At 63.8% G+C, this 23,144-nt stretch carries 28 protein-coding genes; 11 read left to right on the forward strand and 17 right to left on the reverse strand.

Annotation, left to right across the window (positions count from 1 at the left end; genetic code table 11):
• Position 1: 1 nt before the first annotated feature.
• From XH89_RS32725 to XH89_RS32735, 3 genes are read left to right on the forward strand one after another with little or no spacing between them, the layout of a single operon-like run.
• Complete coding sequence (locus tag XH89_RS32725; RefSeq protein WP_246767683.1) at positions 2–1,111, forward strand: DNA methyltransferase; 1,110 nt, start codon at positions 2–4, stop codon at positions 1,109–1,111.
• Positions 1,112–1,118: 7 nt separating this feature from the next.
• Positions 1,119–2,141 (forward strand): thiamine-monophosphate kinase, encoded by a 1,023-nt coding sequence (locus XH89_RS32730; RefSeq protein WP_194464421.1) that lies wholly within the window; start codon positions 1,119–1,121, stop codon positions 2,139–2,141.
• 10 nt (positions 2,142–2,151) lie between these two features.
• Entirely contained in the window at positions 2,152–3,135 is a 984-nt protein-coding gene (locus tag XH89_RS32735; protein ID WP_194464422.1) for a patatin-like phospholipase family protein, read from the forward strand.
• Positions 3,136–3,150: 15 nt separating this feature from the next.
• Here the strand turns inward: XH89_RS32735 and XH89_RS32740 are convergent, their stop codons facing one another.
• From XH89_RS32740 to XH89_RS32755, 4 genes are read right to left on the reverse strand one after another with little or no spacing between them, the layout of a single operon-like run.
• Positions 3,151–3,450, reverse strand: a complete 300-nt coding sequence (locus tag XH89_RS32740; protein WP_194464423.1) for a transcriptional regulator — start codon at positions 3,448–3,450, stop codon at positions 3,151–3,153.
• A gap of 1 nt (position 3,451) precedes the next feature.
• Positions 3,452–4,003: a hypothetical protein gene (locus tag XH89_RS32745; protein ID WP_194464424.1), complete on the reverse strand. Its 552-nt coding sequence runs from the start codon at positions 4,001–4,003 to the stop codon at positions 3,452–3,454.
• The gene (locus XH89_RS32750; protein WP_194464425.1) at positions 4,000–4,521 is read right to left on the reverse strand and encodes a DUF2306 domain-containing protein; all 522 of its coding nucleotides are present in this window, start codon (positions 4,519–4,521) and stop codon (positions 4,000–4,002) included. The genes XH89_RS32745 and XH89_RS32750 overlap by 4 nt, the downstream gene beginning before the upstream one ends.
• A gap of 2 nt (positions 4,522–4,523) precedes the next feature.
• On the reverse strand, positions 4,524–5,534 hold the full coding sequence (locus tag XH89_RS32755) for an alpha/beta hydrolase (protein WP_194464426.1): 1,011 nt from the start codon (positions 5,532–5,534) through the stop codon (positions 4,524–4,526).
• A 137-nt stretch (positions 5,535–5,671) separates the two neighbouring features.
• On the opposite strand from XH89_RS32755, the gene xseA reads away from it, so the two are divergent.
• Entirely contained in the window at positions 5,672–7,294 is a 1,623-nt protein-coding gene (xseA, locus tag XH89_RS32760; RefSeq protein ID WP_194468701.1) for an exodeoxyribonuclease VII large subunit, read from the forward strand.
• Between the two features lie 173 nt (positions 7,295–7,467).
• Here xseA and XH89_RS32765 read toward each other — a convergent pair whose 3' ends face one another.
• Positions 7,468–7,617: a hypothetical protein gene (locus tag XH89_RS32765; RefSeq protein ID WP_194464427.1), complete on the reverse strand. Its 150-nt coding sequence runs from the start codon at positions 7,615–7,617 to the stop codon at positions 7,468–7,470.
• An 82-nt stretch (positions 7,618–7,699) separates the two neighbouring features.
• Positions 7,700–8,530 carry a dienelactone hydrolase family protein gene (locus XH89_RS32770; protein ID WP_194464428.1) on the reverse strand — a complete coding sequence of 277 codons (831 nt, stop codon included), beginning with the start codon at positions 8,528–8,530 and terminating at the stop codon, positions 7,700–7,702.
• A 183-nt stretch (positions 8,531–8,713) separates the two neighbouring features.
• On the opposite strand from XH89_RS32770, the gene XH89_RS32775 reads away from it, so the two are divergent.
• The gene (locus XH89_RS32775) at positions 8,714–8,941 is read left to right on the forward strand and encodes a DUF2093 domain-containing protein (protein WP_194464429.1); all 228 of its coding nucleotides are present in this window, start codon (positions 8,714–8,716) and stop codon (positions 8,939–8,941) included.
• A gap of 135 nt (positions 8,942–9,076) precedes the next feature.
• On the opposite strand, the gene XH89_RS32780 is transcribed toward XH89_RS32775, so the two are convergent.
• Positions 9,077–9,385 (reverse strand): hypothetical protein, encoded by a 309-nt coding sequence (locus XH89_RS32780; protein WP_194464430.1) that lies wholly within the window; start codon positions 9,383–9,385, stop codon positions 9,077–9,079.
• A 291-nt stretch (positions 9,386–9,676) separates the two neighbouring features.
• A complete protein-coding gene (locus tag XH89_RS32785; RefSeq protein WP_194464431.1) occupies positions 9,677–9,949 on the reverse strand; it encodes a hypothetical protein in 273 nt (90 codons plus the stop codon).
• Between the two features lie 59 nt (positions 9,950–10,008).
• On the opposite strand from XH89_RS32785, the gene XH89_RS32790 reads away from it, so the two are divergent.
• The 3 genes from XH89_RS32790 to XH89_RS32800 all read left to right on the forward strand — a co-directional run bounded on the left by XH89_RS32790 (position 10,009) and on the right by XH89_RS32800 (position 12,220).
• On the forward strand, positions 10,009–11,331 hold the full coding sequence (locus tag XH89_RS32790; protein WP_194464432.1) for a TadE/TadG family type IV pilus assembly protein: 1,323 nt from the start codon (positions 10,009–10,011) through the stop codon (positions 11,329–11,331).
• Between the two features lie 74 nt (positions 11,332–11,405).
• Positions 11,406–11,846, forward strand: coding sequence for a TadE/TadG family type IV pilus assembly protein (locus XH89_RS32795; protein ID WP_194464433.1), 441 nt, complete (start codon positions 11,406–11,408; stop codon positions 11,844–11,846).
• 65 nt (positions 11,847–11,911) lie between these two features.
• The gene (locus XH89_RS32800) at positions 11,912–12,220 is read left to right on the forward strand and encodes a TadE/TadG family type IV pilus assembly protein (protein WP_246767684.1); all 309 of its coding nucleotides are present in this window, start codon (positions 11,912–11,914) and stop codon (positions 12,218–12,220) included.
• Positions 12,221–12,253: 33 nt separating this feature from the next.
• Here XH89_RS32800 and lpxK read toward each other — a convergent pair whose 3' ends face one another.
• From lpxK to XH89_RS32830, 6 genes are all read right to left on the reverse strand, one after another.
• Positions 12,254–13,270, reverse strand: a complete 1,017-nt coding sequence (lpxK, locus tag XH89_RS32805; RefSeq protein WP_194464434.1) for a tetraacyldisaccharide 4'-kinase — start codon at positions 13,268–13,270, stop codon at positions 12,254–12,256.
• Complete coding sequence (locus tag XH89_RS32810; protein WP_194464435.1) at positions 13,263–14,633, reverse strand: 3-deoxy-D-manno-octulosonic acid transferase; 1,371 nt, start codon at positions 14,631–14,633, stop codon at positions 13,263–13,265. Before XH89_RS32810 ends, lpxK begins: the two co-directional genes overlap by 8 nt.
• Positions 14,596–15,309, reverse strand: coding sequence for a lysophospholipid acyltransferase family protein (locus XH89_RS32815; protein WP_194464436.1), 714 nt, complete (start codon positions 15,307–15,309; stop codon positions 14,596–14,598). The genes XH89_RS32810 and XH89_RS32815 overlap by 38 nt, the downstream gene beginning before the upstream one ends.
• Complete coding sequence (locus XH89_RS32820) at positions 15,306–15,548, reverse strand: DUF4170 domain-containing protein (protein ID WP_028134338.1); 243 nt, start codon at positions 15,546–15,548, stop codon at positions 15,306–15,308. Before XH89_RS32820 ends, XH89_RS32815 begins: the two co-directional genes overlap by 4 nt.
• A 62-nt stretch (positions 15,549–15,610) precedes the next feature.
• Positions 15,611–16,423 (reverse strand): 3'(2'),5'-bisphosphate nucleotidase CysQ, encoded by an 813-nt coding sequence (locus tag XH89_RS32825; protein WP_194464437.1) that lies wholly within the window; start codon positions 16,421–16,423, stop codon positions 15,611–15,613.
• Positions 16,410–17,825, reverse strand: a complete 1,416-nt coding sequence (locus XH89_RS32830) for a TldD/PmbA family protein (protein WP_194464438.1) — start codon at positions 17,823–17,825, stop codon at positions 16,410–16,412. Before XH89_RS32830 ends, XH89_RS32825 begins: the two co-directional genes overlap by 14 nt.
• A gap of 277 nt (positions 17,826–18,102) precedes the next feature.
• Here XH89_RS32830 and XH89_RS32835 point away from each other — a divergent pair, with 277 nt between their 5' ends.
• Both XH89_RS32835 and XH89_RS32840 read left to right on the forward strand, forming a co-directional pair.
• Positions 18,103–18,621: a DUF6101 family protein gene (locus XH89_RS32835; RefSeq protein ID WP_194464439.1), complete on the forward strand. Its 519-nt coding sequence runs from the start codon at positions 18,103–18,105 to the stop codon at positions 18,619–18,621.
• 64 nt (positions 18,622–18,685) lie between these two features.
• Entirely contained in the window at positions 18,686–19,228 is a 543-nt protein-coding gene (locus XH89_RS32840; protein ID WP_194464440.1) for a hypothetical protein, read from the forward strand.
• 35 nt (positions 19,229–19,263) lie between these two features.
• Here XH89_RS32840 and ubiA read toward each other — a convergent pair whose 3' ends face one another.
• Positions 19,264–20,196: a 4-hydroxybenzoate octaprenyltransferase gene (ubiA, locus tag XH89_RS32845; protein WP_194464441.1), complete on the reverse strand. Its 933-nt coding sequence runs from the start codon at positions 20,194–20,196 to the stop codon at positions 19,264–19,266.
• Entirely contained in the window at positions 20,193–20,855 is a 663-nt protein-coding gene (locus XH89_RS32850; protein ID WP_194464442.1) for a hypothetical protein, read from the reverse strand. The genes ubiA and XH89_RS32850 overlap by 4 nt, the downstream gene beginning before the upstream one ends.
• A 212-nt stretch (positions 20,856–21,067) precedes the next feature.
• Here XH89_RS32850 and XH89_RS32855 point away from each other — a divergent pair, with 212 nt between their 5' ends.
• On the forward strand, positions 21,068–21,823 hold the full coding sequence (locus tag XH89_RS32855; protein ID WP_194464443.1) for a 16S rRNA (uracil(1498)-N(3))-methyltransferase: 756 nt from the start codon (positions 21,068–21,070) through the stop codon (positions 21,821–21,823).
• A gap of 10 nt (positions 21,824–21,833) precedes the next feature.
• Here XH89_RS32855 and XH89_RS32860 read toward each other — a convergent pair whose 3' ends face one another.
• Positions 21,834–22,832: a helix-turn-helix domain-containing protein gene (locus XH89_RS32860; protein ID WP_194464444.1), complete on the reverse strand. Its 999-nt coding sequence runs from the start codon at positions 22,830–22,832 to the stop codon at positions 21,834–21,836.
• Between the last annotated feature and the right edge of the window lie 312 nt (positions 22,833–23,144).

A 23,144-nucleotide genomic window follows, 5' to 3' on the forward strand; every position in this document is an offset into this window, starting at 1 on the left:
GTTGAAGCGTCTAGAGGAAGTCGATTGGGACTTCTCCACAAGCCGCAGTCAGTCGGCATTTTCAAGCCTTCACTGGCATCCCTGCCGCTATCCATCTCAGATCCCGGCCGTTTTGATCGGCGCGCTGACTGAACCAGGCGAAATCGTTCTTGATCCTTTTCTTGGCTCTGGCACCACCGCAGTGGAAGCTCAGCGCCTCGACCGGCCTTGCGTCGGCGTAGAACTCAATCCCGTCTCGGCGTTGATGGCTCGCGCGAAGACACTATCGCGGGGCTCTGATCAAATAAGAAAGCTAGTAGATCGAATTCGCATCCTCGTGCGCCAGAACGCTAAGAGGGACGCGGTTCCTAAAACTGTGCAGAGCGAAAAGTGGTATACGCCAAGGACCCTTAGCGACTTGCGAAAATTGCGAAGCAGCATCACAGAATTGCGTGGGGACGGTCGTGTTCTCGCCGAGGCTGCATTTTCATCGATCTTGCTGCCCGTATGCCGTGAAACGCGGCATTGGGGCTACGTCTGTGACAACACGACTCCTAAAGATAATCACGAGAGGGATGTGATTGATCTCTACGAAAAGGTACTGATTGGATTTGCCGAGGCTTATGAGGCGCGGGACACATATCGAAATGCATCACAGCGCCGGGAGACGGCTGCTTCCGAGGTGAAGATTTTGGAAGGTGATGCTGCGACCATCCTGGGAGACAAGCCGATCGCTGGTGCGCAACTAATCGTCACCTCGCCGCCGTACTTCGGAGTGGCAGACTATGTGAAGGCGCAACGTTTAACTTTGGAGTGGCAGGGAGTAGAAATCGAACCACTGCGCCAGAAAGAGATTGGAGCGCGAAGCAAGAGGCACCGTTTGGTCGCGGCTGAACAATACCTTGCCGAATGTAAGCGTGTGTTTGAAGGATGCCGGGAGGTCCTTGATCGAGGCAGAGCTTGTGCGGTCGTCTTTGGTGAATCAGGTGACCGAACCCCGATGAACGAAAAGTTTGAGCAGGTCGTAGAAAGCTGTCACTTCAAGCTAATGTATAAACAGTCTCGGAAAATCTCGACAGGTCGACGGCAGAACCCCAGCCTGCAAATGGAGCACCTCCTCATTTTTGCGTGAGCAACGAATGTCTAAACTCATCGACCTTGGCGAGCGAGAAATCCTTAAGCAAATCATTCCCCGGTTTGCGGAAGGCGCTGGAGATGATTGTGCCATTATCCAAATTTCCGGCGGGCACCTTGTGGTCACCACCGATCCCGTACCGCCTCCTGCAGCCGCGGCTATCGGACGAGACGATGATCCTTTCTGGATGGGCTGGCTCCTCGTCACAATTAACGTCTCGGATTTGGCAGCAGCGGGAGCCGTCCCGCTGGGTTTTCTAGCGGCAATAGAATGTGAATCCGAGAGGACGACCGAGTCCTTTGAGCGTCTGTTGGAGGGCATACGAGCAAGTTGTGCGGCGGCTCAGATAGCTTACGTGGGAGGCAACCTTCGGGAGGCCTCGCGGCTGTCGGCGGTCGGCACAGCATTTGGAATATGTGATTCATACTCGCCCTTAACGCGGGTAGGGGCCAAAGAGGGGGACTCCATCATTAGCATCGGCCAAGGCGGGGGCTTTTGGCGTGACGCCTTACGGCTCCTGGTCGGCAAAGACATAGGACCAAAGGACAGGTCTCCAGTTTTTAAGCCGATATCTCAAATTGGCTTTGTTCACTGCTTAGCCCGGGAGCATCTCGTCAGGGCGGCGATGGACAACAGCGATGGCCTTCTTCCAAGCTTAAACGAGCTAGCAAGCAAGAATAACCTTGGGGTCGTGTTAGACCTTGAAGCACTCACTGTTCCGGGTCTTACCGCAGAAGAGAGCGGCGATGCTGCGCGTTACTGGTTAGGGTGGGGGGATTGGAACGTCATTCTTGCTGTATCGCCTGCACATGAAGATCGGTTGTTTGAACTGGCTAATGCGTCGAGAGCATCCGCCCATCGAATTGGACGCTTTACAACAGAACACCCCGGGCTAGTGATGCTGCAACGGGGGAGTAACACCGCTCTCGCGCCTCGCCTCGAATCCGAAAGATTTGCAAGGGATTCTTGGATGCTAAAGGGTGTAGGAGAGTATGTACGTATGCTGAAGGAAGTGCCACTTCCGTAGGAAAGACCGAATGCCGGTGAAAATCTTAAGCCTAAGCGGAGGCGGGATTCGTGGCATCTTTCAAGCAGTATTCCTTCGGGAGATGGCGTCACAGCTTGGGGTACCGCTCCGCGAACAATTCGATCTAATTGCCGGAACCTCGACGGGCGCTATCATCGCGCTCGGAATCGCACTCGACGTGCCACTGGGCGACGTGGTGGATTTATTCGAAAAGCACGGCGGTGAGATTTTTCCCGAAAACGTGAGGCGCGCGAGCCAGCGAACACTCTCGTACGCCTGCAAAGGACCCATTTACAAACAAGCGCGGCTTCGCAGCCTGCTGACCGAAGTCTTCACAGACGACGGCCGACAGCTTCAACTACGAGACTGTGTGCCCCCCGTCGTTATACCGGCCACGATATTGGACCGTTATCAAATTAGGTCCTTTACTACTCTCGCACGGTGCGGCGCCCCCGAAAGCCTCGATGGAGAGCTATTTGCCGCGGACGTGGCGCTCGCAAGCGCCGCAGCTCCACTCTTTTTTTCGGCCTATCGCCCGCGCGGTCGGCGTTCATCAGACGAACAGATACGAACTGAGGAGCGCTCGTATACAGACGGGGGACTTTGGGCCAACAATCCGGTTCTCCAGGCTGTTATGACTGCACGGCGATGCCTGGATACTCCATTTGCCGACATGCGCGTCATAAGCGTTGGAAATGGTGAGATCCCGGGTGGCAGTGTGGGCCTTGACTTCAACAGCACGCGGCGCGCGCGAATGTTGAAACCGACGCTCAACATGATGTTCGCCACACAGAGTGAACTTGCCGATCAAACGGTCGGAACATTGCTCGATGACAGCACATTTTCGGGCGCTAGAATGCTCAGGATCAACACCCAGCTCGATGCTCCTATAGACCTCGACGACGCTAAGCTTGCCATCAGCCGCCTCAAGCCTCTTGCCGAAGACGAAGCTCGTGGAGCGGTCGGGAAGTTTCGGCGGTTGCTGGGTTTGTGAGAGGTGCTAAAGAGCCTACACCTGCTTCCCCGCAATGATCTCCTGCAGCGTCGCCACATGTCGCGCGAAGGCTCCGCGGCCCGTGGCTGTAGCGGTCACCGTCGTCTGCGGCTTCTTGCCGACGAAGGCCTTCTCCACGGAGACGTAGCCGGCCTTGGCGAGGGTCTCGATGTGGGCGCCGAGATTGCCGTCGGTCGCGCCGGTGAGTTTTTTCAGGCGTGCGAATTCCAGGCCCACTTGTTGCGGGAGCGCGTTCAGCGCGGCCATGATCTTCAGGCGCAGCGGCTGGTGGATGATGTCGTCGAGCTCGGCCATTCTAGCTCCGCCGCATCCAGAGACCGCCGAGGGTCAGCCCGCCGCCATTGACGGCCGCCATCCACAACAGCAGCGACAGGCCCGGGACGTAGACATATCCGATCAATGTCAGCGCGACGATGGTGGCGCCGATGACGAGGAAGGCGGTGCCGAACCAGACGCCCGCCATCATGTAGAACAGCATGATGTAGATCGGCCAGAACACCGTCTGCTGGCGCGGCGTGAAATGGCCGAAGTAGCAGCAGAAGATGCCGAAGGCGGCGATCAGCGCAAAGGTCAGAAAATAGCGGCCGTCGAACACGCGTATGCCGCTCTTCGACCGGTGATAGGCGCTGAGCGCGACAAAACCGATCGCCGACACCCCATACAGCGCGAGCCAGAAATAGAGCCCGTAGCGCGGCCAGAACCAGCCCGCGATGTTGCCGGCGAAGGCCAGCACGCCCCACATCAGCAAAGCGAGGCTGGAGACCTCGTAGATCTGCGACTGGCGCAGGCGGCGGACGGTGTCCTCGATGTCATCAAGCGCCTCGGTTGCCTGCCTGCTGTCGATCACGATGGCGCTCCGCTCTGCCCGGCCAGGGCGGTGGACAGTGTTGGGGCCTCCGAGGGAGGCCGATGCTTCCGGATCAGGACATAGGCGATCGTCATCGTCACGAGCGAGATGACGAGGGCGATCCATGCGACCTGCTCGCGTGTCGCGAGCGGCAGCAGCCGTGTCGCGATGTTCGTGAGTCCGGCCGATATCGGAGACACGTAGGACCAGGCGATGAAGCGATAGTGGATCCTGCGCCAGGTCGCAGGTCTCGGCGTGCGCAGCAGCGGGACGATCGCAAGCACGATCAGCGTGAAGTTCACGATGGCGGCAGCGTGGAACAGGTTGAAATGGCCGGTGAACCGATAGACCGCCAAGGACGCGGCATCGGCGGCCAACATGGCGTAGACGTAGAGATAGCCGCGCGCGCGATGGCCTGCCCCGCGCTTCGGGCGCAGAAACTGGACGAAGCCGACAAGGAGGCACAGCGTTGCCAGCACGGCGTGGATTGCGCCAACCGGGCTCACATGCGCGATCATGCTCAGCTCCCCGCCGCTCCCCGCGTCGCCACGTCCTCGGCGATCGCATTGACGGCCTTCGGATTGGTGACCATGCCCATGTGATTGACTCCGTCGATCAGCTTGACGTCGACGCCAGGCTTGATGGCCTGCACGGCCGCGGCATATTTGGCTGATATCATCATCTCATCCTCGGTGCCGCCGAAGATCGTCATCGGATGCGTCACGTGAGGCAGATCGAGCCGATAGCCGCGCGTCGCGAAGTTGCGCATCAGGCGGTCGGAATAGACAGGCGTCAGAATCCGCTCAGAATTCGCGGGCACGGCGAAGGCGAGCACCGGAAGCTGCGCGCAGCAGTCGATGCCGAGCTTGCGGAGCGCGGCGAGGGCGAGGAGGCGCGGGATGTCGGCATTGGCCCAGCCGCCGGAATGCGCGACATTGGTCGGCGCGTCATAGCCGAGATAGGGTGCGACGAGCACGGTGCGGACGAACATGTCCTGCACGATCGGCGTCGCGGCCACGCGCAGCGAGAAGCCGGCGCCGGCGGAGTGACCGATCAGGGTCAGCGGCAGGTCGGGCGCGCTCTTGCGGACATGGGCGACGAAGTCGACGAGATCGTCCTCGAGTTGGCCGACATAGCCGATGTCGCCGCGGGTGCCCGAAGCGCCGTGGCCGCGAATGTCGAGCGCCCAGGTCTCGACGCCGTGCGCTGATATCGCCGCGGTCAGGGCGTGGTTGACGGTGGCGGAGGATGCCGAGGAGCCGTGGATGAAGATGGCGCCGCGATCCGTAGCCGTCCCCTTCGCCTGATAGTGGCGATAGCCGAGCCAGGTGCCGTCGCGGGCCTGGAAACGCTCGAGCGGCGGCAGGGTGGACCAGTCGATGCCCTTGGCGGAGTCGGAGACCGAGCGCATCTCCGCGGGCCGCTGCAGCGGTGTCGCGATCAGGGCGGTGAAGATCAGGGCCACGGCGCCGACTGCACACAGCCCCCATTTGAGCAAGCCCATCGCACCGCGCAGCAATTGCATCGCCATGGCTCAACTCCACCGAACTCGCCATCAATAGAGAACTCTATAATACAGAGTACTCTTCCGATCAATCCCCGGATTCGCGCTTGCCGGCGAAAATCCTTAACGTCGAAATCGACCCCAAAATGCCGAATCGTTTGCCGATGCCGCCTGCGGAACAACTTCACAACGCGCCCGAATTCACCGTCTCCGAGCTCTCGCAGTCCCTGAAGCGGACGGTGGAGGACACTTATGGCCATGTCCGGGTCCGCGGCGAGATCTCGGGCTTCCGTGGCGCCCACTCTTCCGGCCATTGCTATTTCGCCCTCAAGGACGAGAGCGCCAAGATCGAGGCGGTGATCTGGAAGGGCGTGCACGGCCGGATGCGCTTCAAGCCCCAGGAGGGGCTGGAGGTGATCGCGACCGGCAAGCTCACGACCTATCCGGGCTCGTCGAAATACCAGATCGTGATCGAGGCGCTGGAGCCGGCCGGCATCGGCGCGCTGATGGCGCTGATGGAGGAGCGCAAGAAGAAGCTCGCCGCCGAGGGCCTGTTCGACGAGGCGCGCAAGCAGCTGCTGCCGTGGCTGCCCGAGGTGATCGGCGTGGTGACCTCGCCGACCGGCGCCGTGATCCGCGACATCCTGCACCGGCTGGAGGACCGCTTTCCCCGCCGCGTGCTGGTGTGGCCGGTGAAGGTTCAGGGCGAAGGCTCGGCCGAACAGGTCGCAGCCGCGATCCGCGGCTTCAACGCGCTGCCGGAAGGCGGCAAGATTCCGCGGCCGGATGTGCTGATCGTCGCGCGCGGCGGCGGCTCGCTGGAGGATCTCTGGTCGTTCAACGAGGAGATCGTGGTGCGCGCCGCGGCCGAGAGCATGATCCCGCTGATCTCGGCGGTCGGACACGAGACCGACATCACGCTGATCGACTTCGTCGCCGACAAGCGCGCGCCGACGCCGACCGCGGCGGCCGAAATGGCGGTGCCGGTGCGCAGCGAATTGTTCGTCGAGGTCGCCGATCTCGGCCGGCGCACGCGGGCTTATTGGCAGCGTGCGCATGAGAGCCGGCGCAGCGAGTTGCGCGCGGCCGCACGGGCGCTGCCGGCGGCGACGGATCTGCTGGCGATCCCGCGGCAGCGGCTGGATTCGGCGGGCAGCGCCCTGCCCCGCTGCCTCAAGGCCAACACGCATGCGCATTTCCGCCGGTTTACCGCGGCGAGTGCCAAGCTGACGCTGCGCGTGCTGCACGGCCAGATCGCGCAGGCGGATCATCGCCTCACCGTGTGTGGCGAACGGCTCGGCCTGTCGGCGCGCTCGCTGCTGCGGCAACGGCGCGACCGCTTCGCCGGACTGGAAGTGCGCCTGCGCGCCTCAAAACTTTCCAACGCGCAGGCGCAGCGCAACGCGATACTCCGCCAGCGCGAGCGCACGCATCGCTTCGCCGAGCGCGCCGGCCGCGCGCTGGCGACGCTGCTGCAGCGGCTGGATGCCCGCGTCGAGAACAGCGGCAAGCTGCTCTCGGCCCTGTCCTATCGCGGCGTGCTCGCCCGCGGCTTTGCACTGGTGCGCGACGAAGCCGGGCATCCCTTGCATTCGGCAGACAGCGTGGGACCGAACGCGCGGATCGCGATCGAGTTTGCGGATGGACGCGTGGGCGCGACCGCGGATGCGGATCGGCCGCCGCCTGTGGCCAAGCGCGCGCCGGCGCAGCCGAAGCCGGCGGCGCAGGAGACCAAGCCTGCGCCAAAGCGCGTGGCGAAGCCGGTGGATCAGGGCAGCTTGTTCTGAGATGAGATAGCGGTGCTCCACACTCGCTGTCATTCCCCGCCTTGTGCGCAATTGCGCACTGGAGCGGGGAATCCAGTACTCCGCGGCTTATCGGTGAATCACTGCCGTCTCGGCGTACTGGATCGCCCGGTCAAGCCGGGCGATGACACCGTCTGTGTGGAATGCGCGCACCCCTACCGGCAGGACAATCCCGCGTCCATCGTGGTCCAGAAGCCGCAATGATCGGGCGCGCGCTCCGGCGAGCCGGCGTGGGCTTCGAACAGGAAGACCGCGACGGTGAAGATGGCCAGGGCGGATGAGAAGATGACGATGCGGTTGCGCATGAACGATGCCTTTAGCCGACATCATGGTCGAACTAAGGCACCGCGCGCGGCTGACACCGCGATCCGTAGACTCACGGTCGGCCTACCGCGCCAGCCACTCGGCGACATCCTTCTGCGACTCCGCGCGCGCCTCGGCATCGGTGCCGAGATGGCCGTGCTCGGGCGCGGCGGCATCAAGGCTGCTGCTTGCTGCGTGCAGCGGCGTGTTGGCGCGGTCGAAATCGTGATAGGCGCCGGGATAGACCACGATGCGCGCGAGCGCGCTGCGGCCATGGGCGCCGTCCACCATCTGGCGGCAGGCCGGCGGCGAGGAGACATCGTCATTGGCGCCGATCAGCACCAGCGTCGGCACCCGCGTGCTCCAGCCGAGACCGGCGGAGATCCGGCAATCCGGATAGAACGCGACCGCGGCGCGGAAATCCGGACCCGCATCGCGCGCCACGGCCTGCGGACGCACGGCCCAGAGCAGCGCGCTGGCGCCGTTGGCCCAGCCGATCAGGCTGACACGCTCGCGCGCCACCCAGTTCTGTTTCATCAGCCAGGCGCGCGAGGCCGCAATGTCGGTGACCCGCTCGCGCCGTGCCTTGACGTGCATCTCCTTGACGCGGCATTGCGGGCCGAGCTCGCGCGAGCCGTAGCTGTCGGGCAGCAGCACCGCGCTACCGGATTTGAGCAGGCGCTCCGCCCAGTCGCGATAGCGCGGCTGCACGGAATCGGAACGGCTGCCGAGGCCGCCGCAGCCATGCAGGGCGATCACGGCCGGGAACGGCCCCGCCCCCTCGGGCTTGAACAGCTGAGCGTGCAGGACGCCGGAGGACAGCGGGATCTCGACCGGCTGCGGCGCAGGCGCAGGCGCGGCGTGCGCGGCCGACATCAGGAGCGTCAGGAACAGGGCGGAAAGTACGGGGCGCATCGAACTCAATCGCAGGAGATGCCGCATGGCCTCAAGCACTATCATGCGAAAACGGCGGCAAAACATCACAAACCGGTGGGTTTAACGGGCGGACAAGCCACCCTATCTATGCTAGATCCAGTCCAACACATCGTGCCCCTGCAAGGTTCTCCAGGCAGGGCCCTTCCACGGAGACTTTCGACCGTGCTGAACAAGTTCGGCCCTTCGGGCCATGGCGAAGCGCAAGTGCAATATCTCGACGGCGATTTCCGCGTGATCTCGCCGGGGACGTTCGTGCGCTGCGCCATATCGGACACGCGGATTCCGCTCGACGAGCTGAAATACTGGAGCGTGGATTTGCAGGAAGCCTACGCCACGCCCGCCGCCGTGCTGCAGCGGCATTTTCCCAGCGCGCCGAAGCCGCAGACGTGATCGCGATTTCGTAGATCTCGCAGGGTGGGCAAAGCGAAGCGTGCCCACGTTCTTCGTTTTGATCATGGAAAGATCGTGGGCACGGCGCTTCGCGCCTTTGCCCACCCTACGTACCGTGCGTGCGGCATCGTCCGGCTATTGCGGCTCCGCGCCATCCGTGCCGACGCAGGTCTTGATCGCACTCTTGCGCGCTTCGCCGACAACCTTCTGATCGATCGCCTGCTTCAGGCAATCGAGCCGCGCCTGCGCCATGCACAGCTGCATCTGGTCGCGCTTGTCCTGCCCCTTCAGACCTTGTGTCGAGCCGAGGCACGCCATGCGCTTGGTCGCCGGAACCGGCACCGTGGCGGCGGGAGCAGCAGGGGCCGGCGTCGTCTGGGCAAGAGCCGGCGCAACGATCAGACACACAAGGCTGGCGGCCAGGGCCGCAAAGGGCAGTTTCATCTTAGTCTCCAGGATCGCACGAGATCGATAGAGGCTTTGCGATGAATGTCGGCTGAATGGCGCTCGTCCCAGGCGAGTGTTAACGTTCACGCCACCGTGGGCAAAATGGCGCATCATTCGAATGATCGGCGCGGATCGAATCTTCGGTCAAACGACGAACAGGCTAGGCGCATTCCTTGTCGCGATCGGGTGCTGTTCACCTGCCGAGGTGCTTGCATGGCGCAGGCGTGCACGGCTTCGTCGCGGGCGAGCTTCGCAGCGACGCACAGGGGCGCCTCGAACTGGTGGCAATCAATGAGAACATGCGCAAGGCCAACGCGCGGCCGCGGTGAGCGCGATGCGCAATAATTCGTAGCGCTCGTCGAGAGCAGCCCTTCTGGCGTTGCTTCTGATGTTGCCGCTTTCATCCCGGCGAACGAAATTGATGATGGCTAATGATGCGGGAAGCACCGCTGCGTCATCAACTTCGAATTGAACCGCGACCGCCAATCGAGTCGAAGAAGCCAGACAAAGGCAACGATTGCCGGCGAAATCTAAAATTGTCTCGTTCGTCTTGACCTGCATTTAAGCCGGCTCGCATCAGGCTTCCACGGGAAAAAGTGGCAAGCCGCGCAGGAGGGCGCATGGACCACGGGACATTCTGCAGCCGTTCGTTCAATGCGTTGGTGCGCCGGCAAGGTCGTGCGCGCCGGCACGATCGAACGATCCGTCTGCTTCATGAATTCGTTAAAGACCAGTCGGGCAGCTACGCGCTCCTTTCAGCGCTGCTGATGCCGGTGCTGGTCGGCACGGCAGGGCTCGGCACCGAAGTGGGCTGGTGGTACTACAAGCACAAGAACATGCAGAGCGCGGCCGACTCGGGCGCCGTGAGCGCCGCGACCGCGGAAAGTGCAGGCACCGACCTGCTGGCCGAAGCTAATGCGGTCACGGCAAATTACGGTTACACGAACGGGGCCAACAACGTCACGGTCGCCGTCAACCAGCCGCCGAAGACGGGCAATTATGCATCGAACCCGCAGGCGGTCGAAGTCATCGTCAGCCAGCCGCAGCAGCGATTGCTGTCGGCGCTGTTCGGCTCGGATCCCGTGCTCATCACCGCACGCGCCGTCGCGCTGCCAAATTCCGGCACGGGCTGCGTGCTTGCGCTCAACTCCGGCGCAAGCCCCGCGGTCAACGTGAGCGGCGGCAACCAGCTCAATCTGATCAAGTGCAATCTTTACAGCGACTCGAGCGCAAGCCCGTCGCTCAACGTTGCCGGCAGTGCGACGGTCTCTGCAAATCAGGTCGGAGTCGTGGGCGACGTCTCCGGCGCGAGCAGCATCACGACCACCAACGGCATCAAGTCGCACACGCTGCCGGTGGCCGATCCCTACGCGAACGTTTCTCCTCCGCTGGAGCCGAGCTGCACCAACGCCAAGATCACGGTCAACGCCAATGGAAAAACAAACTCGCTCGATCCCGGCTGCTACACCGGCAGCATCACGGTCAACGCCGGCGCAGTCCTGAACCTTAGTCCGGGCATCTATTATCTCGATGGTGCCAATTTGAGCGTCGCCGGAAACGCCACGATCACGGGCAGCGGCGTGACCCTGGTGTTTACCGGCTCGGGAAGCGACTGGGGCACCGCGTCGATCGGCAGCAACGCCACGGTCAACCTGACCGCCCCGACCAGCGGCGCCACCAAGGGCATCGTCGTGTACGGCGATCGCAACATGCCGACCGGGACGGCCTTCAATCTCACCGGCGGCAGCACCCAGAATTTCGGCGGTGCCATCTACCTGCCGAAAGCCAATCTCAGCTTCAGTGGCGGCAACGGCACGAGCACATCCTGCACCAAGATCATCGCGGACACGCTGACATTCAGCGGGACCTCCAACCTTCAGGTCAATTGTTCCGCGCTCGGCACTGCGACGATCGGCTCGCAAACCGCCCAGCTCACCGAATGAGGTTCGGATCGATGCAACACCGCAAATCTTCATCCAATGTCTGCCGCCGATGGCTGGGGTCTCTCGGCGGGCATGTGCACGCTGTCGTCCGCGACAACAGGGGCGTCGCGGCGGTCGAATTCGGCATCATGATCCCGGTGCTGTCCCTGATGGTCGTTTCGGTCACCGACATCGGACTCGCACTCTATCGCAAGATGCAGGTCGAGGAGGCCGCGCAGGCGGGCGCGCAATACGCAATTGCGCGGGGCTTCGATGCGGGCGGCATTTCCAGCGCCGTCACCAGCGCCACGAACTCCTCCGACATCACGGCCTCGCCCGCGCCGGTCACGTTCTGCGGATGCCCGACGAGCACGGGCGTTAGCACCGTCGGCTGCGGGACGGTCTGCACCGGCGGCGCACAGGCGGGAACCTATACGACGATCTCGGCACGGGCGACGTACTATACGCTCATCAATTACCAGATCGTGGCGACCACATACACTTATAACGCCCAGTCGACAGCGAGGCTGCAGTGAGGCTTCGTTCCCTATGGCGAGACGAGCGGGGAGCGTCCGCGCTGGAATTCGCGCTGACCGCTCCCGTGTTCTTCCTGTTCATATTTGGCATCATCGAAGCCGGGCTGATGTTCTGGACCCAACTCGGGATCCAGCATGGTGCCGAAATGGCGGCGCGCTGCGCCACGGTCAACAGCACGCTCTGCCCGAGCGCCAGCGCCATAACGAACTATGCTGCCCAGGAGGCGTTCGGCCTCACGCTTCCGGCCGGGACATTCACCTATTCCGCGCCGACATGCGGCAACCAGGTCAGCGCAAACGTCGCATTTGACTTTCCGCAAATTCTCAATCTGTCCCCGGTGACGCTGACCGCCCGGGCATGCTTTCCGAGTTGAGCCTGCGGCAAGCCGCCTGGTCGACGCTGCGGATCATCGCGCGCTGAACCGCCGCTCTCGGGCCTTGTAGAGATGATCGCTGATCAGCTGCCGGAGCGCGGCCGGCTCGTCGAATTCGAGCCGCACCGCGAAGGGCACGATGCCCTCGGGCGCGCCCTCGACGCCACGCAGCCGCGCGAGATCCTTCTCCGTCGTCACCAGCGTAAGCTGCTCGCGCTGTGCGTCGGCTGCGAGCGCGGCGAGCTCGGCTTGCGAAAACATGTGGTGATCGGCGAAGGAGCGCGTGCGCGCGACATCGAAGCCGCCGGCCTGCAAGGTCCTGAAGAAGCGCTCGGGATCGCCGATGCCGGCGAAGGCGAAGACGCGCTTGCCCTGCAGCCTTGCAACCGACGCCGCATCCGGCTTCAGCCGTGCGCGAAGCACCGGCTTGCCGCGCGCGGAAATTTCCGCCGCGACACCGTCGGCGGCATGGCCGTCGCCGATCAGCACCAGCGCATCGGTGCGCGCAAGCTGTGGCTTGAGCGGCCCACGTAGCGGACCTGCCGGAAACACCTTGCCATTGCCGAGGCCGCGCTCGCTGTCGATCACGATCAGGGAAGCATCCTTCAACAGAAGCGGATTCTGGAAGCCGTCATCCATCAGGATCACGGTGGCGCCTTGCGACTTCGCCAGCGCGACGCCGTCGAGGCGGTCGCGCGCGACCGCGACCGGGACGTCACGCGCCATCATCAGCGGCTCGTCGCCGATGTCGGCGGCGGTATGACGCTCGCGGTCGACCATGACCGGGCCCTTCAGCCGTCCGCCATAGCCGCGGCTGAGCACCACAGGGGTTTCGCCGAGCTCGCGCAACAGCGTCGTCAGCGCCAGCACGGTCGGCGTCTTGCCGGCGCCGCCGACATGGTAATTGCCGACGCAGAGCACAGGGATGCCGGCGTCAAAACCCTTGCGCGCCATCCGGCGCGCGGTGATGGCGCCATAGAGCGCGCCCAGGGGGCTGAGGAGAAGCGACTTCGGGGAGCGCGGCCGGTACCAGAAGGCCGGCTCACGCATTGGCGGCTCCCATCTCGATGCGCAACTGCATCAGATACGGTTCGAGCGCCGTCATGGTGCGATCAAGCGCGCCGCCGAGCTGATCGACCACGCCCGCGCCGGCGCGATGGACCTTGTCGCGCGCAGCGGGATCGGCCAGCAGCAGACCGAGCTGCTTGACCAGCGCCTCCTGCGTATCGGCCTGCCGCGCACCGCCGCTTTGATCGAGCGCCGCGTAGACATCGGCGAAATTGAAGACGTGCGGACCATGGACGATCGCCGCCCCTAACTTGATCGCCTCGATCGGATTCTGCCCGCCATGGTGGATCATCGATCCGCCCATGAACACGATTTGCGAGAGTCGGTAGAACAGGCCGAGCTCACCCATGGTGTCGGCGACATAGATGTCGGTCGTGGCCGTCGGCAGCTCGTCGCGAGAACGCAAGGCCGGCTTCAGGCCCGATGCGGTGATCATGCCTGCGATCGACGAGCCGCGATCCGGATGCCGCGGCACGATCACGGTCAGCAGCTGCGGGAAGATCCCGACGAGGCCGCGATGCGCCGCGACCAGCATCTCGTCCTCGCCCGGATGGGTCGAGGCTGCGACGATGATCGGGCGGCCCCGCGTCATCGCCATCAGCCGATCGAGCTTGGCGGGATCGGCCGGCGGTGCCGGCACGTCGAGCTTGAGATTGCCCGTGGTGACGACATCGCGGCTGCCGAGCGCGGAGAAGCGTTCGGCATCGGTCTTCGACTGCGCCAGGCAAATGTCGAACCGCGACAGCAGCGCCGAGATGGTGCCGTGCATCCGCCGCCAGCGCGGGAAGGAGCGCGGCGACATCCGGCCGTTGATCAGCACCATCGGCACCCGGCGCGCCGCGCCCGCCAGGATCAGGTTCGGCCACAGATCGGATTCGATGAACAGCGCCAGCGACGGCTTCCAATGGTCGAGGAAGCGGGCGACGTAGCGCGGGGAATCATACGGCACGTATTGATGGATGACGTCGGGCGGAAAGCGTTTTGCGACGACCGCGGCCGAGGTGACGGTGCCCGAGGTCAGCAGGATGCGTAAGTTGAGATCGCGCAGGCGCTCGATCAGCGCCGCCGCCGCCAACACCTCGCCGACGCTGGCGCCGTGGATCCACACCAGCGGGCCATGCGGCCGGACATCCCGGCTGAGGCCGCGCCGCTCGCCGACGCGCGCCGGATCCTCCTTGCCCTGCTTCAGCCGCCGCTTGATCAAGGCAGGGGCGAGCGGCACCAGGCTCGTCGCCAGGCGCCGGTACATCCGCAGCGTCATTGGCAGGGACTTGGGCAGCGCATGCGGCAGCGAGCCAGCCATCGTTTTAGCCATCTTGGGGCCCCGGGCGGCCGAGCTGCGCATAGGCGCGGCGGGTGGCTTCGTTCAGGGTCTCTTCGAGCTCCAGCCGCAGCGTTTCCATCATGGCGGCATCGGCGTCGGCGGGAACGTGGATTTCCTTGATGCCGACCAGCGCGCCCCGTCCGAACGGCAGATTGATGGTGGTACGGTCCCAGTTCTTGAGCCGGATGAAGCGGCTGGTCGCCATTGCGAAAGGCATGATCGGCCGTCCCGATTCCCGTGCCAGCATGATGATGCCGAGTCCGGCGACGCGGGCGCGCTTGGGGACATCGGCGGTCAGCGCGACATTACAACCGTCCTGGAGCGTTCGCACCATCTCCTTGAAGGCGCCGACGCCACCTTTGCGGTGGAAAGCGCCACCATGGTCGCCGGAACCGCGGATAAGACCGATGCCGAGCCGCTCCACCGCGATCGCGTTGAACTCGCCGTCGCGGTGACGGGAGATCAGGACCTTGGCCCGGTAGGACTCCTTGTTCTTGATGAACGGGGTGAGGAAATGCTGGCCGTGCCAGAAGGCGAAGATCGCCGGGATCTGCGGCTCGACGATGTCATAGACATCGGGCGGATCGAAGGTGAACTTGTTGGTCCGCCAGACCAGCCGCAGATATTCGGCCGCCAGAAACCCGACGGCACGCTGAAACCAGCTGCTTCGCAGCGTATTGCGAAGCAGTCTTTTCAACGCGCCGGTTCTTGATTGGGGTCGAGCAGCCGGTGGAGATGGACGATGAAATAGCGCATCTGCGCATTGTCGACCGTGCTCTGCGCCTTGGCGCGCCAGGCAGCGTGGGCGGTGGCATAATTCGGGTAGAGGCCGACGATCTCGACATCATCGAGATTCTTGAAGACGTTTTGCTCGAGATCGACGAGCTCGCCGCCGATGACGAGATGAAGCAGTTGTTGCGGGGCACTATCTGGCATGAGTTCTGTTCCTAAGAGGCTGCCCGGCAAAGCAGTGTTCGACAAGCACGACGACAGGCGCTTCAGGGCAAGGGACGGTTTCGAAAATGCGCGACAATGCTCGCATGACGATCGCGTCCCGCTGCCACCAGCACCCCGTGCGTCACTTCCCGACGATTATAAAGGATGGGACCTCCGGAGAGGTCGCTCATCCTACCATCCGCTTCCTGCACGATCAAATCGGCCGCCGCAAGGTCCCAATCATGGCTATTGCCCCCCGCAAAAGCCGCATCCAGGGAGCCATTGGCGACCCGGCACAGCCGGAGCGCCAGCGAGCCGATTCGCGGATGCAGCTTGATCTCGCCGCCTGAAGCGTTGAGCCGCTCGACCATCGGCTTCGGCCCGGCGACCCGGGTGAAGTCGAGCGCCGATCCGCGCGCCGCCTGCACCGGCTTGTCGTTGAGCGTCGTGCCCTGACCGCGGGCGGCGAAGAAGAACTCGTTGGTGGTCGGCGCGTACACGACGGCCAGCACCGGCGAGGCATCCTCGACCAGTGCGACGCTGACGCACCATTCGTCATGGCCACCCAGATAGTTGCGGGTGCCGTCGATGGGGTCGACCACCCAGGTCAAGCGCCGCGACAGCCGCGCCTGATCGTCGGCGCTCTCCTCCGACAGCCAGCCATAGTCCGGCGTGGCGCCGCGCAGACGCGCTTCGAGCAGATCGTTGACCGCGATGTCGGCTTCCGACACCGGCGAGGACGCGCCCTTGATCCACTTCTTCAGCTCGGTGCGGAACATCGACTGCGCGAGCGCGCCCGCCTCCCGCACCGTGTCCTGCAGCAGCGCGGCGTCGCGCGCCAGAACGTCTGCGTCGGAAGAGTCAGCGTCCGCCAAGCGTCAGTCCCTCGATGCGCACCGTCGGCGCATTGATGCCGTAGCGGAATTCGAGATTGTTGGCCGGCTGCATCGACTTGAAGATCTCGAACAGATGGCCGGCGATCGTGACCTCGCTGACGGGATAGGTGAGCTGGCCGTTCTCGATCCAGAAACCGGAGGCGCCGCGGCTGTAGTCGCCGGTGACGCCGTTGACGCCGGAGCCGATCAGGTCGGTGACGTAAAAGCCCTGCTTGATGTCGGCGATCAGCTCGGCCGGCGTCGGTATGCCGGGCTCGAGATGCAGATTGTAGGGTCCGGGCGAGGGCGACGACGAGACACCGCGATGGGCGTGGCCGGTGGTGGTTAGGCCGAGCTCGCGCGCGGTCGCGCAGTCGAGCAGCCAGGTCGTGAGCACGCCCTCGTCGACCAGTGCGATCTTCTTCACGGCAACGCCTTCGGCGTCAAACGTCTGCGAACGCAGGCCGCGCTTGCGCAGGGGATCGTCGATGATGCGGATGTTCTTGGCGAACAGCTGCTGGCCGAGCTTGTCCTTCAGGAAGCTGGTCTTGCGCGCGATCGAGGCGCCGTTGATGGCGCCGACGACATGACCGACCAGCGAGCCGGCAACGCGCGGATCGAACACGACAGGCACCTTGCAGGTCTCGACCTTGCGCGGATTGTACCGCGCCACGGTGCGTTCGCCAGCCGAACGGCCGACCGTTTCTGGCGACAGCAGATCGGCACCGTGCGGCGCTGAGGTGAAATCGTAGTCGCGCTCCATGCTGGTGCCCTCGCCGACGATAGCGGTCGCCGAGATGCCCTGGCTGGAACGCAAATAGGAACCATGGAATCCGGTCGAGGTGACGAGCACCATGCCGCCGATGCCTGATGAGGCCGAGGCGCCGCCGGATTTGGACACGCCCTTCACGGCGAGCGCGGCAGCCTCCGCTTCGAGCGCGCGGCGCTCCAGTTCGGCGGTCGCAGGCACGTTGGGATCGAGCAGGTCGAGATCGGGGAAGTCGCGCGCCAGCAGCGCGGGATCGGCGAGGCCGACATATTTGTCAGACGGAGCGACCTTGGCCATCGCGACGGCGCGTTCGGCGAGCTTGGTGACGGCATCTCCGCTGACATCGTTGGTCGAGACCACGGCCTGGCGCTGGCCGACCAGCACGCGCAGGCCGACATCGTCGCCCTCGGACCGCTCGGATTCCTCGACGCGGCCGTCGCGCACCTCGACGCCTTGCGAGATGCCGCGCACCGCGACCGCATCGGCGGCATCCGCGCCGGCGCGCTTCGCCGCCTCGACCAGGCGCTGAGCGAGATCCGAGAGCACGGACTGATCGAACAGGTCGCGGTTGGCCTTGGGCGAATCCTTGGACGAATCTTGGGGCGAAAGCGTCGAGCTTGGTGAAGGGTTCACAAACGAAATCCTGTTGCGGCGGGAGGTTTCGGGGCGATCTCAGACCCTGAACACCAGATGTGCCCAAATGGTGCGGACTTCAAGCATTTTCAGCCTGCAAATGGCTCAGATTCGCGCAAACGGCGCAACGTCTCGTCAATCATGCGCGCCAAGCTCTTGTCAATCATGACGGGCGGTGACGCTGGGTTAACCAGCCTTTTTAAGCGGTTTTCGGAAGGCCCGCGCTAAGGTCCTCGCATCGACCGGGAACATAATCCTGGCGGGGAGAATGAAAGCCGTGAGGCGTCAAACAGCAACATGCGGGGTCAACCCCGCCGGGTCGAGCCGCTCACTGCGGCTCGACCCTCTTTCCCTTCCGGTCCGCTTCGATGCGCATGATCCGCGCGCCGACGGTTACACCCGGCAGATCGAGCTTCATCGCGAGCGTGTCGTGCTGCGCCGTGCCGTCCGCGGCATGCAGATGGCAATCAACGTCCGCGTCAGCGACTTCACCGGCGTCGCGCTGCGCGGCAACGACGAGGCGCAGACCCTCGTGCTGGTGCATCGCGATCCCTCGCTGTCCGTTCCGCTGCTGGTCAGCGCCGATGGCGACGAACTCAACGAGGCCTGGGCGACCTGGAGCGAGATCTTTGCACTGCCGCAGCTCGACGAGGCTGCCCGCAAGCCGGCACCGCGCCGTCGCCGCGCCAACGCGATCCGCGCCCGCCGCCCGAAATTCCTGATGCGTCGTCGCACCGCCATTGCGCGCGAGCTGCCGGTGCATCGCGAGGAACGCGAGATCATCGCACGGAACTGAGCGGGGTTTAACACAGGTCCCAAGAGTGGTAGGGACCTACGAACGCATCTGATGCGGGATCCCCTTGCTCAAGAAGATTGGAATATTTCTCTTGTTCTTGCCAGCGGCCGTGCTCGCCGCTGGCCTGTTCGGCATAGTACACGACCAGATAAGCTATTCCGTTTCCAACGAATATTTTACAAAGTTCAAATTCATCCAGTTTCGGTTGCTCGATCCTGGCGTCCCCGAACGCATTCGAGCGGCCGAAGTCGGATTTCTGGCGTCATGGTGGATGGGAATTCCGCTTGGCATTCTTTGTGGCTCGGCCGGCTTCATCCAGCGCTCGCCCACTCTTATGTCACGCGCCCTCGCACAAATGCTCATCATCGTTGCCATCTTTACGATGCTCGTTGCACTTGCGGGCCTGGCTTACGGCTGGGAGCAAACTGCAACGATCGATCTGAACAGTTATCGTGGCTGGTTTATCCCGCGCGATGTGAAAGAGATTCGTCGATTTCTCTGCGCTGGTTATATGCATAACAGCGCGTATCTCGGCGGAGTTCTATCCATCGTTATTGCGTGGCTTTTCCATCTGACCTTTAGGGCGCGCCACGTGAACCCCATCTGAGATATGTTCGACTGGCTGAGGATGCGAACAGGCAGCTACGCTGCCCGCATCACCGCGTCGGCAAGCAATCCCGCAAACAGCAACAAGCCCGCATATTTGTTCGAATAGAACAAACGCTTGCACAATTCCGGATCGTCGATCCTGAGGCGCGTGATCTGCCTGCCCAGATGCGCGGCAAAGGCCGCAAGGCCGATCCAAGCTGGCCAGCCCACGTCGCCAGAGGCGAGCGCGACGCCGATCAACATCACCGCGAGCCCGTAGAACAGGATCAGGGCCTGGTGCGTATGGGCGCCAAACAGGCGCGCGGTGGATTTGACACCGATCAGGGCGTCGTCCTCGGAATCCTGATGCGCATAGATGGTGTCATAGCCGATCACCCAGGCGATCGACCCTGCATAGAGCACCAGCGCGGTGACGTCGATGCGTCCGAAGACGACGGAAAAGCCCATCAACGCGCCCCAGGAGAAGGCAAGACCGAGAAAGACCTGCGGCCACCAGGTGATGCGCTTCATGAAAGGATAGATGGCGACGATCACGAGCGAGGCGATGCCGGTCGCCACCGCAAAGCGGTTGAACTGGAGCAGCACGACGAGGCCGATCAGCGCTTGCGCGATCATGAAGGCCAGCGCCTGCTTCACGGTGATCTGCCCCGCGGGCAGCGGCCGTGAGCGGGTGCGCTCGACCTTGGCATCCAGGTCGCGGTCGGTGATGTCGTTCCAGGTGCAGCCCGCCCCGCGCATCACGAAGGCGCCGACGAAGAACAGCACGATGGTGAGCGGCAGGTGGCTCGTGTCATGCGCCATGCCGCTCGCGAGCGCGGCCGACCACCAGCACGGCATCAAGAGCAGCCAGGAGCCGATCGGACGATCGAAGCGCGCCACGCGCAGGTAAGGTCGCGCCCATTGCGGCGCGAGCGTATCGACCCAGTTGCCGGTGGAGTCGGCAACACGGGCTGATGTGTCGCTCATCGGGTGAGGACGTTGCCGTTAAGCGTGTCGAAGGTGCTGCCGCCCTTCTTGCCGGCATTGGCTTCCGGCGCCGAACCCGAACCAACCACTTCGCTGAGCGACGGGCCGGCCGGACCGCGCGGCTGGTTTGCCATCTGCTGCGCGACGTTGCAGACCTTCGTCTGCATGGTCTCGGTGTTCTTGTGACCGTCCTTCATCTGCGCGCCGATCTGCGGCGGGATTCCGCATTTGGCGGCATTGGTCTCGACATATTTGATCATCTTGGACTCGGCCTGGCCGAAGCTCTTGATCAGCTTGCAAGCCTCCTCGGGCGAGGCATGGCGGTCACTCGCAGCCTTGATCAGCTTGCCGCGCCTTTCGGCCTCCTCGCGGAGCGGAACGAACGCCTTCATGCAATCCTGGCCGGGACCGGCTTGGGTCGGCGGAGCCGCGCTGAAGGCACCGCCGCCACCTCCGAGGGGCGCTGCGCCGTTGACCGGGAATGAGGCCTGCGGCGCGGTGCCGACGGAGGCGACCGGCGCTGAGCCGTTCACGGGCGGAAATGCGGGATCGGTTGCAGCCTGGCCCGGCAGCGGCGCCGGGAATCCCTGGGCGTAAGCGCCCGTGGCCCCCATGGTGAGCATGGCGGCAGCAATCGGAACCATCAAACGACGGATCATCAAGGCAGTCTCTCCGGCAGGAGCTTACGGGTTTCAGGCGTCTTCCCAATTGAAGCGCAACCAGCGTTTTCGCAATTTTACGATTCCCGCCGGCCCTTAACAACCCGTCGAATGGGGCAAGAGCGCGGCGCGCTGGCGCACCAATTTGGCAATATTTACCCCCGAAATGGCTGCTTTCGGTTAAGAACGGCAGCAAATTGGACTTTTGATCAATGCCCTCCCACGATTTTCGTGCGCCCCGCCTGTTCGTCGATGCCCCCCTGGCCCAGGATGCCAGGGTTCCGCTCGACCGCGACCAGAGCAACTATCTCGGCAATGTGCTTCGGCTGTCCGCCGGGGCCGAGGTTCTGGCCTTCAACGGCCGTGACGGCGAATGGCAGGCCGCGATCGAAGGCCGCAAGCGGCCCGACAGCCTCGTCATTCTCCAGCAGGTCCGCCCGCAGGATCGGCTGCCCGATCTCGCTTACGTCTTCGCCCCGCTCAAGCACGCCCGGCTCGATTACACGGTGCAGAAGGCCGTGGAGATGGGCGTCGCCATCCTGCAGCCGGTGCAGACCCGGTTCACCCAGGCCTCCCGCGTCAACACCGAGCGCATGCGCGCCAACGTGATCGAGGCGGCCGAGCAATGCGGCATCCTGAACCTCGCCACCGTGGCCGAACCCGCGCCGCTGGACCGCTATCTCAGCCAGCGCCCCTCGGGCCGCCTGCTGGTGTTCTGCGACGAGGCCGCCGAGGTCGAGGACCCGATCCGCAGCCTGCAACAGGCGCGCGACTCCGGGCGCGGTATCGACATCCTGATCGGCCCCGAGGGCGGCTTTGCTGAGGAAGAGCGGGCCCTGCTGCTGCGCCAGCCCAGGATCCTGCGGCTGGCGCTCGGCCCACGGATCCTGCGGGCCGACACCGCCGCGGTGGCGGCGCTGGCGCTGGTCCAGGCCGTGCTGGGCGATTGGGCCGGCGGAAACGACTAGGCCGCGCGAGCTAGCTGTGCTCGCGCACCGATCGATACAGGGTTTCGGACGGCAGCTCTCCGAATGCCGCCCGGTAACTCGCCGCGAACTCGCTCAAATGCCAGAAGCCGTGCGCGATGGCGCAGGCCTTGACGCTGCGTCGTCCGGGGCCGGTGCGCAGCTGCCGGCGCACCGACCAGAGACGCAGGACCCGGCTATAGCGATGCGGGCTCATGCCGCAGATCGCCTTCGTCGCGCTTTGGAGAGTCCGGACCGACACACCCACACACTCGGCCAATTCCGTCGTCTTGTGCCAGATCGTCATATCGTGCCGGATCAATCCTTCCATGTCGCCGACGATCCGCAGGTAGCCTTCCGTCGTGGCTTGCACAGATTTGCTGTTCGCGCTGGACCGAATCGCGGTGTCCATCGCGCCGAGCAGGGATTGTTCGACCATCGCCTGCGAGGTCGGCTCGGTGAGGAAATCCGGATCGTTAGCGGCGGTTTCAAGCGTTGCGGAAATCAGGCCACGCAGGGACGCGAGCACGTCCGGTGGCGCGCTCAGCAAGTGATAGCCGTCATCCAGCCGAGACCAGGGCTCGGACGCGGGCGGCGTGAAGTAGACGACACCGATCAGACGGCCGACCGGCTCGTAAACCAGACAGTCTGAAGTGCCCTTCAGAACCACGATGGAGCTGCCGATGGATTGTCCGTTGATGCAGGTCGAGGTGACATGGTCCATCGGCACCACCACGGCGACGGCATGTGCCAGCTGGTAGCCCCTGATAATCCGCGGGAAGGTCTTCACCAGAGACAGGCTCAGATTCGGCAGCTCGAGCCGCGCGCGCATGATTGCAGTGGTGCCGGCCGACAATGGCATGCTGGACGCACCGGCATATCTCTCACTGTCGGCAAAATGATCGATGTCATACGACTTCAGCTCGAGCACGGGAGATGGCTTGAGCCCCTGGAACGACAAGCTCTCCGCCTGAGATTCGTCGGGAGCAATGTTGAGAAGGCCTTGATCCATATCCTACCGCTTACTTCGCTTTCCTGATCGGTGCAGCGCCCTTCGGCGCGCCTAGATCATCCGGCCCATTGATGCCCGCCGGATTGGCCGCAGTCGAGGCTGCGACTGTGGAAAGAATGCAGAGACGTCCCTGACTGAATGAGGAAGCAGCTCTGCGGCGCTGACAGGACTACCCGCTGCTAGATAAGCGCTAAGGTATTATATTACTGTCGTCGTCGCCTGTGGTCGGCCCTTGGCAGCTTCGCGACGCCCGGCGGCGGCCCCCGGGGCACGATCGTCCGAGGCGGCTCCAGAGTCGTTAAGCGATTGATC

The sequence above is a fragment of the Bradyrhizobium sp. CCBAU 53340 genome, assembly GCF_015291645.1.
Lineage (GTDB): Bacteria > Pseudomonadota > Alphaproteobacteria > Rhizobiales > Xanthobacteraceae > Bradyrhizobium.

Coding starts and splice junctions, on each gene's coding strand:
- XH89_RS32730 (WP_194464421.1), top strand. CDS start 1,119: ATGTCTAAACTCATCGACCTTGGCGAGCGAGAAATCCTTAAGCAAATC.
- XH89_RS32735 (WP_194464422.1), top strand. CDS start 2,152: ATGCCGGTGAAAATCTTAAGCCTAAGCGGAGGCGGGATTCGTGGCATC.
- XH89_RS32740 (WP_194464423.1), bottom strand. CDS start 3,450: ATGGCCGAGCTCGACGACATCATCCACCAGCCGCTGCGCCTGAAGATC.
- XH89_RS32750 (WP_194464425.1), bottom strand. CDS start 4,521: ATGATCGCGCATGTGAGCCCGGTTGGCGCAATCCACGCCGTGCTGGCA.
- XH89_RS32755 (WP_194464426.1), bottom strand. CDS start 5,534: ATGGCGATGCAATTGCTGCGCGGTGCGATGGGCTTGCTCAAATGGGGG.
- xseA (WP_194468701.1), top strand. CDS start 5,672: ATGCCGCCTGCGGAACAACTTCACAACGCGCCCGAATTCACCGTCTCC.
- XH89_RS32765 (WP_194464427.1), bottom strand. CDS start 7,617: ATGCGCAACCGCATCGTCATCTTCTCATCCGCCCTGGCCATCTTCACC.
- XH89_RS32770 (WP_194464428.1), bottom strand. CDS start 8,530: ATGCGCCCCGTACTTTCCGCCCTGTTCCTGACGCTCCTGATGTCGGCC.
- XH89_RS32780 (WP_194464430.1), bottom strand. CDS start 9,385: ATGAAACTGCCCTTTGCGGCCCTGGCCGCCAGCCTTGTGTGTCTGATC.
- XH89_RS32785 (WP_194464431.1), bottom strand. CDS start 9,949: ATGCAGGTCAAGACGAACGAGACAATTTTAGATTTCGCCGGCAATCGT.
- XH89_RS32790 (WP_194464432.1), top strand. CDS start 10,009: ATGGACCACGGGACATTCTGCAGCCGTTCGTTCAATGCGTTGGTGCGC.
- lpxK (WP_194464434.1), bottom strand. CDS start 13,270: ATGCGTGAGCCGGCCTTCTGGTACCGGCCGCGCTCCCCGAAGTCGCTT.
- XH89_RS32810 (WP_194464435.1), bottom strand. CDS start 14,633: ATGCGCAGCTCGGCCGCCCGGGGCCCCAAGATGGCTAAAACGATGGCT.
- XH89_RS32820 (WP_028134338.1), bottom strand. CDS start 15,548: ATGCCAGATAGTGCCCCGCAACAACTGCTTCATCTCGTCATCGGCGGC.
- ubiA (WP_194464441.1), bottom strand. CDS start 20,196: ATGAGCGACACATCAGCCCGTGTTGCCGACTCCACCGGCAACTGGGTC.
- XH89_RS32850 (WP_194464442.1), bottom strand. CDS start 20,855: ATGATCCGTCGTTTGATGGTTCCGATTGCTGCCGCCATGCTCACCATG.
- XH89_RS32855 (WP_194464443.1), top strand. CDS start 21,068: ATGCCCTCCCACGATTTTCGTGCGCCCCGCCTGTTCGTCGATGCCCCC.
- XH89_RS32860 (WP_194464444.1), bottom strand. CDS start 22,832: ATGGATCAAGGCCTTCTCAACATTGCTCCCGACGAATCTCAGGCGGAG.